Source organism: Janthinobacterium fluminis (assembly GCF_028595325.1).
GTDB classification, from domain to species: domain Bacteria; phylum Pseudomonadota; class Gammaproteobacteria; order Burkholderiales; family Burkholderiaceae_D; genus Janthinobacterium; species Janthinobacterium fluminis.
The window spans coordinates 499,613-512,957 of sequence record NZ_JAQQXR010000004.1; the positions used below are offsets into that span (position 1 = coordinate 499,613).

The 13,345-nt window shown below is 63.2% G+C and carries 13 protein-coding genes; 4 read left to right on the plus strand and 9 right to left on the minus strand.

Features of this window, described 5'->3' with window-relative positions; translation table 11 throughout:
• Nucleotides 1-23: 23 nt before the first annotated feature.
• From OIK44_RS13160 to flhD, 7 genes are all read right to left on the minus strand, one after another.
• Nucleotides 24-389, minus strand: a complete 366-nt coding sequence (locus OIK44_RS13160; RefSeq protein ID WP_273671203.1) for a response regulator — start codon at nucleotides 387-389, stop codon at nucleotides 24-26.
• A gap of 68 nt (nucleotides 390-457) precedes the next feature.
• Entirely contained in the window at nucleotides 458-1,006 is a 549-nt protein-coding gene (locus OIK44_RS13165) for a chemotaxis protein (RefSeq protein ID WP_273671204.1), read from the minus strand.
• 51 nt (nucleotides 1,007-1,057) lie between these two features.
• Nucleotides 1,058-1,978: a flagellar motor protein MotB gene (gene motB / locus OIK44_RS13170; protein WP_273671205.1), complete on the minus strand. Its 921-nt coding sequence runs from the start codon at nucleotides 1,976-1,978 to the stop codon at nucleotides 1,058-1,060.
• Between the two features lie 48 nt (nucleotides 1,979-2,026).
• Nucleotides 2,027-2,887, minus strand: coding sequence for a flagellar motor stator protein MotA (gene motA / locus OIK44_RS13175; protein WP_273671206.1), 861 nt, complete (start codon nucleotides 2,885-2,887; stop codon nucleotides 2,027-2,029).
• Nucleotides 2,888-3,073: 186 nt separating this feature from the next.
• Nucleotides 3,074-3,841, minus strand: a complete 768-nt coding sequence (locus OIK44_RS13180; RefSeq protein WP_273671207.1) for a class I SAM-dependent methyltransferase — start codon at nucleotides 3,839-3,841, stop codon at nucleotides 3,074-3,076.
• 37 nt (nucleotides 3,842-3,878) lie between these two features.
• Nucleotides 3,879-4,433: a flagellar transcriptional regulator FlhC gene (gene flhC, locus OIK44_RS13185; protein WP_273671208.1), complete on the minus strand. Its 555-nt coding sequence runs from the start codon at nucleotides 4,431-4,433 to the stop codon at nucleotides 3,879-3,881.
• 45 nt (nucleotides 4,434-4,478) lie between these two features.
• Nucleotides 4,479-4,796 (minus strand): flagellar transcriptional regulator FlhD, encoded by a 318-nt coding sequence (gene flhD / locus OIK44_RS13190; protein ID WP_273671209.1) that lies wholly within the window; start codon nucleotides 4,794-4,796, stop codon nucleotides 4,479-4,481.
• A gap of 583 nt (nucleotides 4,797-5,379) precedes the next feature.
• On the opposite strand from flhD, the gene kynU reads away from it, so the two are divergent.
• The 4 genes from kynU to OIK44_RS13210 all read left to right on the plus strand — a co-directional run bounded on the left by kynU (nucleotide 5,380) and on the right by OIK44_RS13210 (nucleotide 9,677).
• Nucleotides 5,380-6,630 (plus strand): kynureninase, encoded by a 1,251-nt coding sequence (gene kynU, locus OIK44_RS13195; RefSeq protein WP_273671210.1) that lies wholly within the window; start codon nucleotides 5,380-5,382, stop codon nucleotides 6,628-6,630.
• Nucleotides 6,631-6,657: 27 nt separating this feature from the next.
• Nucleotides 6,658-7,500: a tryptophan 2,3-dioxygenase gene (gene kynA / locus OIK44_RS13200; protein WP_273671211.1), complete on the plus strand. Its 843-nt coding sequence runs from the start codon at nucleotides 6,658-6,660 to the stop codon at nucleotides 7,498-7,500.
• A 207-nt stretch (nucleotides 7,501-7,707) separates the two neighbouring features.
• Complete coding sequence (locus OIK44_RS13205; protein WP_273671212.1) at nucleotides 7,708-8,889, plus strand: sterol desaturase family protein; 1,182 nt, start codon at nucleotides 7,708-7,710, stop codon at nucleotides 8,887-8,889.
• Nucleotides 8,890-9,089: 200 nt separating this feature from the next.
• Nucleotides 9,090-9,677 carry a CHRD domain-containing protein gene (locus OIK44_RS13210; protein WP_273671213.1) on the plus strand — a complete coding sequence of 196 codons (588 nt, stop codon included), beginning with the start codon at nucleotides 9,090-9,092 and terminating at the stop codon, nucleotides 9,675-9,677.
• Between the two features lie 58 nt (nucleotides 9,678-9,735).
• On the opposite strand, the gene htpG is transcribed toward OIK44_RS13210, so the two are convergent.
• Nucleotides 9,736-11,661: a molecular chaperone HtpG gene (gene htpG / locus OIK44_RS13215; protein WP_273671214.1), complete on the minus strand. Its 1,926-nt coding sequence runs from the start codon at nucleotides 11,659-11,661 to the stop codon at nucleotides 9,736-9,738.
• 111 nt (nucleotides 11,662-11,772) lie between these two features.
• Nucleotides 11,773-13,227, minus strand: coding sequence for an aminotransferase-like domain-containing protein (locus OIK44_RS13220; RefSeq protein ID WP_273671215.1), 1,455 nt, complete (start codon nucleotides 13,225-13,227; stop codon nucleotides 11,773-11,775).
• Nucleotides 13,228-13,345: the final 118 nt, after the last annotated feature.

The following is a 13,345-nucleotide window of genomic DNA, read 5'->3' on the forward strand; positions in this document are numbered from 1 at the left end:
ATCTGTGCACTCCGCGGCGAACATCAGCCGATCACCTTTTTGACCACCTCGATCAGGCGCTGCGGATCGAAGGGCTTGACCAGCCAGCCGTTGGCGCCGGCCGCGCGGCCCTTGGCCTTCATTTCGTCGGAGGACTCGGTGGTCAGCATCAGGATGGGCACCTTCTGGTAGGCGGCCTGCTCGCGCAGCAGCTTGATCAATTGCAAGCCGTCCATGCGCGGCATGTTCTGGTCCGTCAGCACCAGGTCCACCGTCTGCAGCTTGGCCTTTTCCAGGCCGTCCTGGCCGTCCACCGCCTCGACCACCAGGTAACCGGCGGCCTTCAGGCTGAATGCCACCATCTGGCGCAGCGAGCTTGAATCGTCCACTGCAAGTATCGTTTTAGCCATCTTTGCTCCCACTATTGTAATTCCGGGCACCGCGCCCGCTGTTGTGATCCCTGCACAGGCGAACCGGGCTAGAACAGCTCGATGTCGCCACTCTCCAAATGCTGTTGGCTGACGGCCTTGCGCAACACGCTGCGCAATTCCAGACTCTGTATCGCCAGCGCCATGCTGACCTTGCCGAGCAGGGCGACGATTTCCTCGTTGTCGCTTTCCGGCAACATCTCGGCGCCGTGCGAACTCAGCGTGCCGAGGAATTCGCGCAAGCCGGTGACGCGCTTCAAGGTGCGGTCGATCAGCTGGCTGGTCATGTCCTGGAATTGCATGCTGGTGATGGCCGCGTTGACGTAGCCGCCCACCTCGCCCTGCATGGCCGTCAGGCTGGCGGCCTGCTGCGGCGTGACCGCGGCGCCGGCCAGCAGCGCGTCGATGGTGGCTTGCTGCGCGCTGACGGCGGCGTGGATGGCCATGAAGTTGCTCGACAGCTTCTCGATCGCCTCTTCCAGCAGGAAGCCGGTTTGCACCAGGTCCGTTTCCACTTCCGTCAAATGCTTGCGCCCGTGGTCCGACACGCCGGACAGCAGGCGCTTCACATGTGAGCCCAGTATTTTTTTTCTCGTCATAAAAGCTCTCGTTGTTACCAATCTCCACGCGCCGCCTGGGCGCGCGCCCTGCTATTTCTTCAGCGGCCGGGGCTGCGGCTGGGCCGCCGCGGCCGGCACCTCCATGGCGGCGCCGTCGCGCAGCACGTTTTCCTCGGTGCGCTTGTTCATGACGATGATGCTGATGCGCCGGTTGATCGGATTGAACGGGTCTTGCCGGTCCAGGTGGGCCGCCGACGCCAGGCCGACGACGCGCAAGATCTTGTTCTCGCCCATGCCGCCCAGCACCAGCTCGCGCCGCGAGGCGTTGGCGCGGTCGGCCGACAATTCCCAGTTGCTGTAGCCGACGTCGCTCATATACGGCGTCGAATCCGTGTGGCCGGACAGGCCGATGCGGTTGGGCACCTCGTTGAGCACATAGCCGATCGCCTGCAGGATTTCGCGCGTGTACGGTTGCAGCTCGGCCTTGGCCAGGGCGAACATCGGCCGGTTCTGCTCGTCGACGATCTGGATGCGCAAGCCTTCGCTGGTGATGTCGAGCAAGAGCTGGTTCTTGTATTTGCGCAGCGCCGGATTGGCTTCGATGGTCGCCTCGATCTTCGCCTTCAGCGCCTGCAGGCGCACGGCCTCGTCGCGCTCCAGGGCCGCCTTGGCGCCCTTCAGGTCGAAGGTCTTCTTCGCCGGCGGGTCTTCGCCCTTCTTCACCTGGCCCTGCTGCCGGCTGAGGTCTTCGCCGCCGCCCTGGATCACCGAGGAGCTGTCGCCGCTGCCGGAGCCGCCCGACATGGCCACCTTCAGCGGCGTCTTGAAGAATTCGGAAATGCCGTTCAGGTCGCCTTTGGTGGTCGAGCCGAGCAGCCACATCAGCAGGAAGAAGGCCATCATCGCCGTCACGAAGTCGGCATAGGCGATCTTCCAGGCGCCGCCGTGGTGGCCGCCGGCCGTTTTCTTGATGCGTTTGACAATGATCGGACGCAGGCCATCATCTGCCATGTCGTGCCCCCAGTGTGTGCTGCAATTGACTCATGGTACGCCTGCGCCCTATTTCGATTTGGATTTCTTGATATGCTCTTCCAACTCGCCGAAGGTCGGACGCTCGGTCGAATACAGCACTTTGCGGCCGAATTCGACGGCCAGCGCGGGCGCATAACCGTTCAAACTGGCCAGCAGGGTCACTTTCACGCACTGGAACATCTTGGTCGACTCTTCCAGTTTTTGTTCCAGCAGGCTGGCCAGCGGGCCGACGAAGCCATAGGCCAGCAAGATGCCGAGGAAGGTGCCGACCAGCGCGTGGGCGATCAGCATGCCCAGCTCGGCCGGCGGAATGCCCACCGATTCCATCGTGTGCACCACGCCCATCACGGCCGCGACGATGCCGAACGCCGGCAGGCCGTCGCCCAGCTTGGCGATGCAGTGGGCCGGCACGGCGCCCTCGTGGTGGTGGGTTTCGATTTCATTGTCCATCAGATTTTCGATCTGAAACGCGTCCATATTCCCCGACACCATCAAGCGCAGGTAATCGGTCATGAATTCAACAATGTGATGATCCTCCAGAACGGTAGGATATTTGCTAAACAAGGGACTATCTTGCGGGCTGTCAATATCGCCCTCGATCGACATCAGCCCCTCCTTGCGGACCTTGCTGAGCACGTCGAACAGCAGCGACATCATTTCCATGTACAGCTCGCGGGTGTAGCGCGAGCCCTTGAACAGCGTCGGCACGGCGGCCATCGTGGCCTTGATGGCCTTGCCGTTGTTGCCGACCAGGAAAGCGCCCGCGGCGGCGCCGCCGATCATCAGCAATTCCAGCGGCTGGAACAGCGCGGCCAAGTGGCCGCCGGCCATGGCGAAGCCGCCAAAGACCGAACCGCAAACTATCACGTAACCAATAATAACTAACAAGTGCACTGACTCCCAAAATAAGGCCGCGCTTCGAGGCTCGGGGTTCTTAGTCTATCCATACTCAGCCACAGCAAACACCAGGGAGCAGAATGCATACTGAAACCTGCCCAGTTTCAATAAAATAATATGTGGAACTACAATAACGTGAGAATGGCCACCGAGCAAGTAAATAACGCAGACTAGTGCTTAAAAGTACCAGACATATAACGCCGGCCCCGAGGGCGTGGCGGCGATAATCCGCTGCGCTTCTTGTCCTGCAATACAGAACTCATAACTAAGTAACATCGTTCCCGGACGCATTTCGCGGGCGGCCTTTTGCCACAGCGCCGGCATCGCCGCCGGCGACAGATAGGCGAACACGGCGTCGAATTGAGCGAAGTCAAGTTTTTCATAATCGCCGCGCAGGAAACGCGCCGCGCTGCCCGCCAGGCGCGCCCGCAGCACGCTGCACAACCACGGCAGCGGCGCCAGCTCGATGCCGCTGAAGCTGCAGTCGGGGCGGCGGCGCGCCAGCGCCAGCACCAGGCCGCCCAGGCCGCTGCCGATGTCGACCAGGCGCGCCGGCCGCTGCGCCGGCAGCAGCTGCGCCACGGCGTCCCAGACGGCCGGGCCGGACGGATAAAACGGCACCTGGGTGCGGAAGGTCGACCAGTACAGGCCGAGCAGGAAGATGAAGGCCAGCAGGAACAGCAGCGGCGGCAGGTGCAGCGCGCTCGCGGCCAGCAGCGCCGGCGCGAACAATAACTGGATCGCGCGCCACCACGGCGCCAGGCCGCAGCGCCAGCTCAGCGCGGCCGCCAGCGCGCCCTGCAGCAGGGCGACGGCAAACAGCGGCAGCGCAAGGCCGGCCCGCGCCAGCAGATACACCAGCGCCAGCATCAGGGGAAAGGCGAGCGCCTGCAACAGCGCCGCGCGCACGGCCGGGGCGCGCCAGATCTGGCGCGGCAGGCTCACGCCCCGCCCCGCCCTGGCGCCGCCGCGGGCGAGGCGATCACGCCCCCTGCGACAGCGGCGCGGCCGCTTCTTTGGCTTTTTTGGTTTTGCCGGCGCGCGAAGGCATGTGGCACAGGCCGCAGACGTAGTCGGCGTTCAGGTCGAAGGTGTTGACGACGAATTTGCCGGTGCATTTTTTGCATGGCGCCATCGCCAGCATCTTGCTGCTGAAAAAGCGCACCAGGGTCCAGGCCCGCGTCAGCGACAGCAGGGGCTCCTCGCCCGGCTCGGGCGGCATTTGTTCGAGATACAGCTTGTAGGCCTTCATGACGGCTTCGATGCCGGAGGCCCCGGCGTGCTCGACCAGGAATGTGTGGATGTTGATGAACAGCGAGGAATGAATGTTCGGCTGCCAGGTGATGAACCAGTCCGTCGAAAACGGCAGCATGCCCTTGGGTGGCGAAACGCCCTTCAATTCCTTGTACAGATTGAGCAGCCGCTCGCGCGACAGCGACACTTCCGTTTCCAGCAACTGCAAACGGGCGCCAAGTTGTATCAGTTCGATCGCAAGCCGGATCTCCTGCGCTTCTGAAACGACGCTTTTCTTGGCCATGATTATCTACTCCGGATGCTACGGTGAATGCAGAACTGGGACAGCTTAGGCGATTTCTTCAACCGCCTGGCCAGCCATCAGGATGGCGGCGTGCGACTGGGCCAGCGAACGGTCTTTATTATAGTTCGTCAGCATCGACAGGATGGCGCCGTCGTCGAAGCGGAAGCGGGCCAGCATCATATTGCCGCCGGCGAGCTTGAGGATTTGCGCATTGCTCATGCCTTCGATCAGTTCGGCGATCTCGGCGGCTATGCCCAAACGGAAGATTGCCGTCACCTTATCCGCGCGTATCATCTGCTGCGCCAACATCAGGTAGCTCAGGTTAGCGTCGCGAATTTCAGCCATCATATCGTTTGGTGTCATTTCCATCTCCTCAATGCGTTGAACTCGTCTGGCACTCGGTGTGTATTGCCAGTGAGATACATTCTGAAGGAGCAACAACTTTAACAGTAGAGGTGACACACTGTATTTTTCGTCCGGAAATAGACGGTGCGACCCGTAGGTGTTTGTCCGACAAACACTAGCAGGTCATGCTGTGACGCCCGTGGAGGGCGCTGAATGATGGGGCTGAAAGGTTCAAATTCCGACTTCCCGCCTGAGGTGAAAACGCTGTTTTCTACAACTCTTTTGTGCTGCAACAAGCCCTTCTACTACCTGTAACGGCACGGCCGTCGAGAACTTTAGGCTTGTTTTGAAAAATATTTGAAAAAACTTCAAATCCCTCTCATGAAGTCTGTAACGGCGCCGCCGGCGGGAACTTTAGGGTTTTTTTCAAATATTTTGAAAAAAGATGAAAAAAGCCGCCGCAGCCAGTGGCGCGACCCAAAACAGATGCCGACATTGCAAGGCTTTACGCCCGGCAGGGGGCAAAAACTCGACTGTGCGCCGGAAAATAGATTAAGCTTCAAATACTTTTCCCACCCTCCCCCTCCACGAAAGCCAGCCCATGACCACACGCAAGGACTGCCTCACCCGCGACAGCCAGGACGCCCTGGCCCCGCTGCGCGCCCAATTCGACCTGCCGCCCGAGCTGATCTACCTCGACGGCAACTCGCTGGGCGCCCGTCCGCGCGCGGCGCTGGCGCGCGCCCAGGACGTCATCGCCCGCGAATGGGGCCAGGACTTGATACGCAGCTGGAACACGGCCGGCTGGTTCGACCTGCCGAAACGCCTGGGCGACCGCCTCGCGCCGCTGATCGGCGCCGGCGCCGGCGAAGTCGTCGTCACCGACAGCACCTCGGTCAACCTGTTCAAGGCCCTGGCGGCCGCGCTGCACATGCAGGCGGCCGACCCGGCGCGCGGCGAACGGCGCGTGCTGGTCACCGAGCGCAGCAACTTCCCCACCGATATCTATATGGCGCAGGGCCTGTCCGGCTGGCTGCAGCGCGGCTACCGCGTCAGGCTGGTCGACTCGCCGGCCGAACTGGAGGCGGCGATCGACGCCGACAGCGCCGTCGTCATGCTCACCCACGTCAACTACCGCACCGGCTACCAGCACGACATGGCGGCGCTGAGCGCCCACGCCCACGCCCAGGGCGCGCTGATCGTCTGGGATCTGGCGCACTCGGCCGGCGCCGTGCCGCTCGACCTGCACCGCGACGGCGCCGACCTGGCCGTCGGCTGCACCTATAAATACCTGAACGGCGGCCCCGGCGCGCCGGCCTTCATCTGGGTGCCGCGGCGCCATCAGGCGGCGTTCCGCCAGCCGCTGTCGGGCTGGTGGGGCCACGCCGCGCCGTTCGCGATGGCGCCCGACTTCGCGCCCGCCGACGGCATCGGCCGCGCCCTGTGCGGCACCCAGCCGATCGCCTCGCTGGCGATGGTCGAATGCGGCCTGGACATCTTCGCCCAGACCGACATGGCGGCGATCCGCGCCAAATCGCTGGCGCTGACGGACCTGTTCATCGAACTGGTCGAGGCGCGCTGCGGCGCCCACCCGCTGGAACTGGTGACGCCGCGCCAGCACGCCCGGCGCGGCAGCCAGGTCAGCTTCACCCATCCGCACGGCTACGCGGTGATGCAGGCGCTGATCGCCCGCGGCGTCGTCGGCGACTACCGCGAGCCGGCCATCATGCGCTTCGGCTTCACGCCGCTGTACACCCGCTACGCCGACGTCTGGGACGCGGTGGACATCCTCCGCGACATCCTCGACGGACAAGCCTACGACATCGACGCCGCGCGCGACGCGGTGACCTGACACCACCTATATAAAGAGAGACTTTTCATGAGCACGGAAAAAAAAGGCGCATGCACCTGGCACGGCGCCCAGATGGACTTCAGCAAAACGATGAGCTACGGCGACTATCTGGCGCTCGACCAAATCCTCAACGCCCAGCACCCGCTGTCGCCGAACCACAATGAAATGCTGTTCATCGTCCAGCACCAGACCAGCGAACTGTGGATGAAACTGATGCTGCACGAAATGCACGCCGTGCGCGCCAATCTGCAAAGCGACCAACTGGCGCCGGCCTTCAAGATGCTGGCGCGGGTGGCGCGCATCATGGACCAACTGGTGCACGCCTGGGACGTGCTGGCGACGATGACGCCGCCGGAATACACGGCGATCCGGCCCTACCTGGGCGCCTCGTCCGGCTTCCAGTCCTACCAGTACCGCGAAATCGAATTCATCCTTGGCAACAAGAACGCCACCCTGCTCGACGTCCACAGCACGGCGCCGGACGCCTACGCCCTGCTCGACGCGGCGCTGAAAACGCCCTCCGTCTACGACGAATCGATCCGGCTGCTGGCGCGCAACGGCTTCGCCATCGCGCCTGAACGCCTGAACGCCGACTGGACCCAGCCGACCAGCGCCGACGACTCCGTGAAAGCGGCCTGGCTGGCCGTCTACCAAGACCCGGACAAGCACTGGGCCCTGTACGAACTGGCGGAAAAGCTGGTCGACATGGAAACGGCGTTCCGCTTCTGGCGCTTCCGCCACGTCACCACGGTCGAGCGCATCATCGGCTTCAAGACCGGCACCGGCGGCACGGCCGGCGTCAGCTACCTGCGCAAAATGCTCGACGTCGTGCTATTCCCGGAACTGTTCGCGCTGCGCACGGCGCTCTAGCAAAGCCGGGGACAGACCACGCACGGCGTCGGGGACAGACCACGATTTCCAAGAAATATTTTTAAGAAATATTTCTTGGAAATCGTGGTCTGTCCCCTTATCCATAGGCGCAGCGCAAACCGGCGCCATATATATCGGCAAGCGTGTCGCAGAGCGGCCGTTATTTTGTTATATTGCCGATCTTGCAATCGCATTACACTCGGAAACATGATAGAAAAACATCTGGTAGAACCGGCCAAGGCCGTCATCGACAATCTCAGCGGCGCGGTCAGCGAAACCACCGACCTGCTCAACCAAAGCGGCCCGCTGAAACCCGGCCAGGGCCTGGCCAGCGGCGTGCTGGCGCTGACGCTGGCGATCCTGTGCCTGCTCGGCGTGGCCGCCTTCCACTACCCCCAATATTTGACGACGCCGGAATTGCGGCGCGAGTATTCGCCCGACGTGATCCGCCACATCATGTTCGCCGCCATGGTGCTGGCCGGCTCGATCAGCCTGCTCAATGTCGTGCTGAACCGCAAACGCGGCCTGAACGGCGTGGCCGGCACCATGATCCTGCTGTGCGTCGCGCTGGGCGGTTCGCACGTGCCGATCAAGGATTTCCCCGACCACACGCCCTACATCGGGCTGGACTGGTTCATCCTCGATTTGCTGGGCTCGACCGTGATCTTCGCCGCCATCGAGAAACTGTTCCCGCTGTATAAAGGGCAACTGCTGTTCCGCCGCGAGTGGCAAACCGATATGGTGCATTTCGCCGTCAACCACTTCATCGTCGGCCTGGCCTTGCTGACGGTGAACTTCGCCATCCACCGCCTGTTCGGCTGGATGGCCAATGAAACCCTGCACGATCTGGTGCAATCGATCCACTTCGTGCCGCAACTGCTGCTGTGCATCCTGGCCGCCGATTTCGTCCAGTACTGGACCCACCGCGCCTACCACGAGATCCCCTTCCTGTGGCGCTTCCACGCCGTGCATCACTCGGCCAAGACGATGGACTGGCTGGCCGGCTCGCGCCAGCACATCCTGGAATTGATCGTCACCCGCGTCGGCGTGCTGGGCGCGCTGTATGTGCTCGGTTTCGACAAGGAAGTGATGGACGTCTACATCATCGTCGTCGGCTTCCAGGCCGTGTTCAACCACGCCAATGTGCACCTGCCCTGGGGGCCGCTGAAGTACATCATCGTCACGCCCGACTTCCACCACTGGCACCACTCCTCGGACGCGGTCGCCATCGACAAAAACTACGCCGCCCACTACGCCTTCCTCGACCACCTGTTCGGCACCCAGATCAAGGGGCAGACCGGCTTCCCGGAAAAATACGGCGTGCAGGGCGACTATATGCCGGACGGCTTCACCAAGCAGCTGATGTTCCCCTTCCGCTCCCAGAAGTAAGCCCGCGCCTCGCCGGGGGCGCAGCATCCTTGCCTCCCCAAAGCGCCGACCTGTCGGCGCTTTTTACATGCACCCGTCCGCCTTTCCTGCAACTGATCCCAAGCATTTGATTCCATGCAGAATACGCCGGCTAGCACGGTTCTTGCACAGCCATTGACGACTGCGCATATTGGCAGGAACAACGAGGAAAGGTGCATGATATGAACACTCAGATCCGACATACCCTGGCGCTGCTGGCACTGCTGTTGCCGGCGACGCTGTGCCAGGCCGCGTCATTTAGCGCCAATTTATCCGGCGCAAACGAAGCGCCGCCGAACGCCTCGCCCGGCAGCGGCATGGTGCAACTGAGCTTCGACCCGATGGCGCACATGCTGGGCATCGACGTCACCTTCGGCGGCTTGCTGGCGCCAAGCACCGCCGCCCACATCCATTGCTGCACCGCGCTGCCGGGCACGGGCACGGCCGGCGTGGCGACGCAAACGCCGAGCTTCAACGGCTTCCCGCTCGGCGTCACGGCAGGCACCTACAACGTCGCCTTCAACACCGCGCTGGACAGCACCTGGAGTTCGGCCTTCCTGGCGGCCCACGGCGGCGCGGCCGGCGCCGAGGCGGCGTTCGGCGCCGGCCTGCTGGATGGACGGGCGTACTTCAACATCCACAGCATGGCGTATCCCGGCGGCGAGATCCGCGGCTTCCTGGCGCCGGTTCCCGAGCCGAGTCCCATGGCCATGCTCGGCGCTGGCCTGCTGGGCCTGTTGGGCTGGCGCCTGCGCCGCACGGCGCGCTAAAAAAACGGCCCCCGCTCGCATCGCAAGCGGGGGCCGTTCTGTTATCGCTCAGGCGGGCTTACTTGGCCGGGGCGTTCAACAACATGTCGTTCAGGCGTTTGACGAAAGCCGTCGGATCGGCCAGCGAGCCGCCTTCGGCCAGCATCGCCTGATCGAACAGGATGTGCGACCAATCGGCGAACTGCGTGCCTTTTTCCGCGTCTTCGTACTTCAGGCGCGTCACCAGCGGATGGTTCGGGTTGATCTCCAGGATAGGCTTCGATTCCGGCGCGCTTTGACCGGCCGCCTTCAGCATGCGCAGCAGGTTGCCCGACAGCTCATTCTCGTCGGCGACCAGGCAGGCCGGCGAATCGGTCAGACGGAACGTGACGCGCACGTCCTTGGCCTTGTCGGCCAGCGCGGTCTTCATCTTGCCGACCAGATCGGCATACGAGGTTTCGGTTTCTTCGTGCTCTTTCTTCTCGGCGTCGTCTTCCAGCTTGCCCAGGTCCAGGCCGCCCTTGGCCACGGACACCAGTTCCTTGCCTTCGAAGTCCTGGATGAAGGACAGCATCCACTCGTCGACGCGGTCCGTCAGCAGCAGCACTTCGACGCCCTTCTTGCGGAAGATTTCCAGGTGCGGGCTGTTCTTCGCGGCGCGGTAGTTGTCGGCCGTGACGTAGAAGATCTTGTCCTGGCCTTCCTTCATGCGCGCCACGTAGTCGGCCAACGAGGCGGTTTGCTCGTCGCTGTCGTTGTGGGTGGTGGCGAAGCGCAGCAGCTTGGCCAGACGCTCTTTGTTGACCGTGTCTTCGCCGATGCCTTCTTTCAGCACCTGGCCGAACTCTTTCCAGAAGGTCGTGTACTTGTCTTTTTTCTCCTGCTCGTCGGCGTTCGCCAACTCTTCCAGCATGCCCAGCACGCGCTTGGTCGAGCCTTCGCGGATCACTTTGACGTCGCGCGACTCTTGCAGGATTTCGCGCGAGACGTTCAGCGGCAGGTCGTTCGAGTCGATCACGCCCTTGACGAAGCGCAGGTAGGCCGGCATCAGTTGTTCGGCGTCGTCCATGATGAAGACGCGCTTGACATACAGCTTGATGCCGCCGCGCTTGTTGCGGTCCCACATGTCGAACGGCGCCTTGCTCGGGATATACAGCAGCTGCGTGTATTCGCTGCGGCCTTCGACGCGGTTGTGGGTGTGCGTCAGCGGCGCCTGGAAGTCGTGCGAGACGTGTTTGTAGAATTCGTCGTACTGTTCCGCCGTGATGTCGGACTTGTTGCGGGCCCACAGCGCGCTGGCCTGGTTGATCGTCTCAAATTCGTCCTTGACGACGGTTTCCTTCTTCTCTTCGTCCCATTCCTCTTTCTGCATGACGATAGGCAGCGAGATGTGGTCGGAGTATTTGCGGATGATCGATTTGATCTTCCAGCTCGACAGCAGCTCGTCCTCGCCTTCGCGCAGGTGCAGGATGATGTCGGTGCCGCGCGCGGTCTTGTCGATCGCCTCGACGCTGTAGTCGCCCTCGCCGGCCGATTCCCAGCGCACGCCTTCGGACGCGGCCGCGCCGGCGCGGCGGGTTTCGACGGTGATCTTGTCGGCGACGATGAAGCCGGAGTAGAAGCCCACGCCGAACTGGCCGATCAGGGCCGCGTCCTGCTGCTGGTCGCCCGACAGCTTGCCGAAGAATTCCTTGGTGCCCGATTTGGCGATGGTGCCCAGGTGCGAGATCGCCTCGTCGCGGCTCATGCCGATGCCGTTGTCGGAGATCGTGACGGTGCGCGCCTCTTTGTCGAAGCTGACTTTGATCTTCAGTTCATGGTCGTTGCCGTACAGGGTGTCGTTATTGATCGCCTCGAAGCGCAGCTTGTCGGACGCGTCGGAGGCGTTCGAGATCAGTTCGCGCAGGAAGATTTCCTTGTTCGAGTACAGCGAGTGGATCATCAGTTGCAGCAGCTGCTTTACTTCAGCTTGAAAGCCAAGGGTTTCTTTTTCGGCGACAGCCATGTTATACCTCGTATAAGACTAGTTGAACGGATGGAAGCAAGGTGGGGATTATAAAGGCTGTTTTCAAGGGCACAGACGAATCCGCCCCGCCACCCCGCCAAGCGGCGGCCATTAACGCCCCAGCTCGCGCTCGAAAAAGCGCCACACGGCCGGGTCCTGCATCGCCGCCACGTTCAGGCGCATGCGCGTCGACGGCAGCTGCTTCGGCGAGAACAGGCTGGCCGGCGCCAGCAGCAGGCCCTGCGCCATCGCCTTCTGCGTCAGCACATTGGTGTCGCAGAGCGCGTCGACCCAGACGAACATGCCGGCCGGCGCGGCCACCTCGATGCGCAGCCCGGCGCGCTCGATCTGCCGCATGACCTTGCCGCGCGCCTGGTCGAGCCGGGCGCGCACGCGTTCCGCGTGCTTGCGGTAGAGCCCTTCGGCGAGGATTTTATATACGACGCGTTCGCTGATTTCGCCGCTGGTCAGCGTCGTCAGGATCTTGCGGTCGGTCAGGCGCACGGCCCACTCGGGCGCGGCGGCGATGAAGCCGACCCGCAGCGTGGCCGACAGGGTCTTGGAGAAGCCGCCCAGGTAGATCACCCGGCGCAGCTGGTCGAGCGCGGCCAGGCGCGTGGCCGGCTGCACCGCGCTGCCCGGATGCAGATCGCAATAGATGTCGTCTTCGACGAGGATGAAGTCGTGCTGCTCGGCCAGGCGCAGCACCTGGAAAGCCTTGGCCGCCGACAGCGAGGTCGAGGTCGGGTTGTGCAGCACCGAGTTGATGATGTAGAGCTTGGGCTTGTGCAGCGCCGCCATCTCCTCCAGCAGCGCGATGTCGGGGCCGTCGGCCAGGCGCGGGATGCCGACCACCTTCATGCCCAGTGCGGCGAAGGAGCCGAACATCAGGAACCAGGCCGGATCGTCGACGAAGATGGTGTCGCCGGGGCGGGCGAATTCGCGCGCGACCAGGTCCAGCGCCTGCGTCACGCCCAAGGTCAGGACTATCTGCTCGGGCGCGGCGGCGATTTCCAGCTCGGCCAGTTTGCGCTGCAAGCCCTGGCGCAGCGGCAAAAAGCCCTGCGGCGCGCCATAGCCGAGCAGCGCGGCGCCGCCCTGGCGGCTGACGGTGCGCAGCGCGTTGGCCACCAGTTCGCTGTCGAGCCAGTCGGCCGGTAGCGTGCCGGTGCCGGGGGCCTGGCCCAGCGGCGCCTGGCGGAACATATTGCGCACCAGCCAGGTGACGTCCAGCGACTGCGGCGCCGCGGCGCCGTTTTCCGGCGCGGGCGCGCTCAGCGGCGCGCGCCCGCGCACGAAGAAGCCGGCGCCGCGGCGCGATTCCAGGTAACCGGCGCCGACCAGCTTGTCGTAGGCGGCGACGACGGTGAAGGCCGACACGCCCTGCGTCGCCGCGAACTGGCGGATCGAGGGCATGCGCGCGCCGCCGCGCAGCAGCCGGTCGTCGATGCGGGCGATCACCGAACGGACGATCTGGTCGATCAGCGTTTCGCCGGAATCGCGCGACAGCAGCGCCAGCAGGGGCGCCGGGGCGCTACGGGCGGCGGCGGGGCGTGTATTGGTCATTTTACCGTCACAGTATATGAAATTATATGGAATAGTGTATTGGCACTGTATTGGTTTTGTAGTCTAGGATACCTGTATCGGACGCACAAATCCACCCGCCGGAAAGTCTGTTCGCAGC

Excerpts from the sequence above, each read along its gene's own strand:
- OIK44_RS13160 (WP_273671203.1), bottom strand. The coding sequence starts at position 389 with ATGGCTAAAACGATACTTGCAGTGGACGATTCAAGCTCGCTGCGCCAG.
- OIK44_RS13165 (WP_273671204.1), bottom strand. The coding sequence starts at position 1,006 with ATGACGAGAAAAAAAATACTGGGCTCACATGTGAAGCGCCTGCTGTCC.
- motB (WP_273671205.1), bottom strand. The coding sequence starts at position 1,978 with ATGGCAGATGATGGCCTGCGTCCGATCATTGTCAAACGCATCAAGAAA.
- flhC (WP_273671208.1), bottom strand. The coding sequence starts at position 4,433 with ATGGCCAAGAAAAGCGTCGTTTCAGAAGCGCAGGAGATCCGGCTTGCG.
- flhD (WP_273671209.1), bottom strand. The coding sequence starts at position 4,796 with ATGACACCAAACGATATGATGGCTGAAATTCGCGACGCTAACCTGAGC.
- kynU (WP_273671210.1), top strand. The coding sequence starts at position 5,380 with ATGACCACACGCAAGGACTGCCTCACCCGCGACAGCCAGGACGCCCTG.
- kynA (WP_273671211.1), top strand. The coding sequence starts at position 6,658 with ATGAGCACGGAAAAAAAAGGCGCATGCACCTGGCACGGCGCCCAGATG.
- OIK44_RS13205 (WP_273671212.1), top strand. The coding sequence starts at position 7,708 with ATGATAGAAAAACATCTGGTAGAACCGGCCAAGGCCGTCATCGACAAT.
- OIK44_RS13210 (WP_273671213.1), top strand. The coding sequence starts at position 9,090 with ATGAACACTCAGATCCGACATACCCTGGCGCTGCTGGCACTGCTGTTG.
- htpG (WP_273671214.1), bottom strand. The coding sequence starts at position 11,661 with ATGGCTGTCGCCGAAAAAGAAACCCTTGGCTTTCAAGCTGAAGTAAAG.
- OIK44_RS13220 (WP_273671215.1), bottom strand. The coding sequence starts at position 13,227 with ATGACCAATACACGCCCCGCCGCCGCCCGTAGCGCCCCGGCGCCCCTG.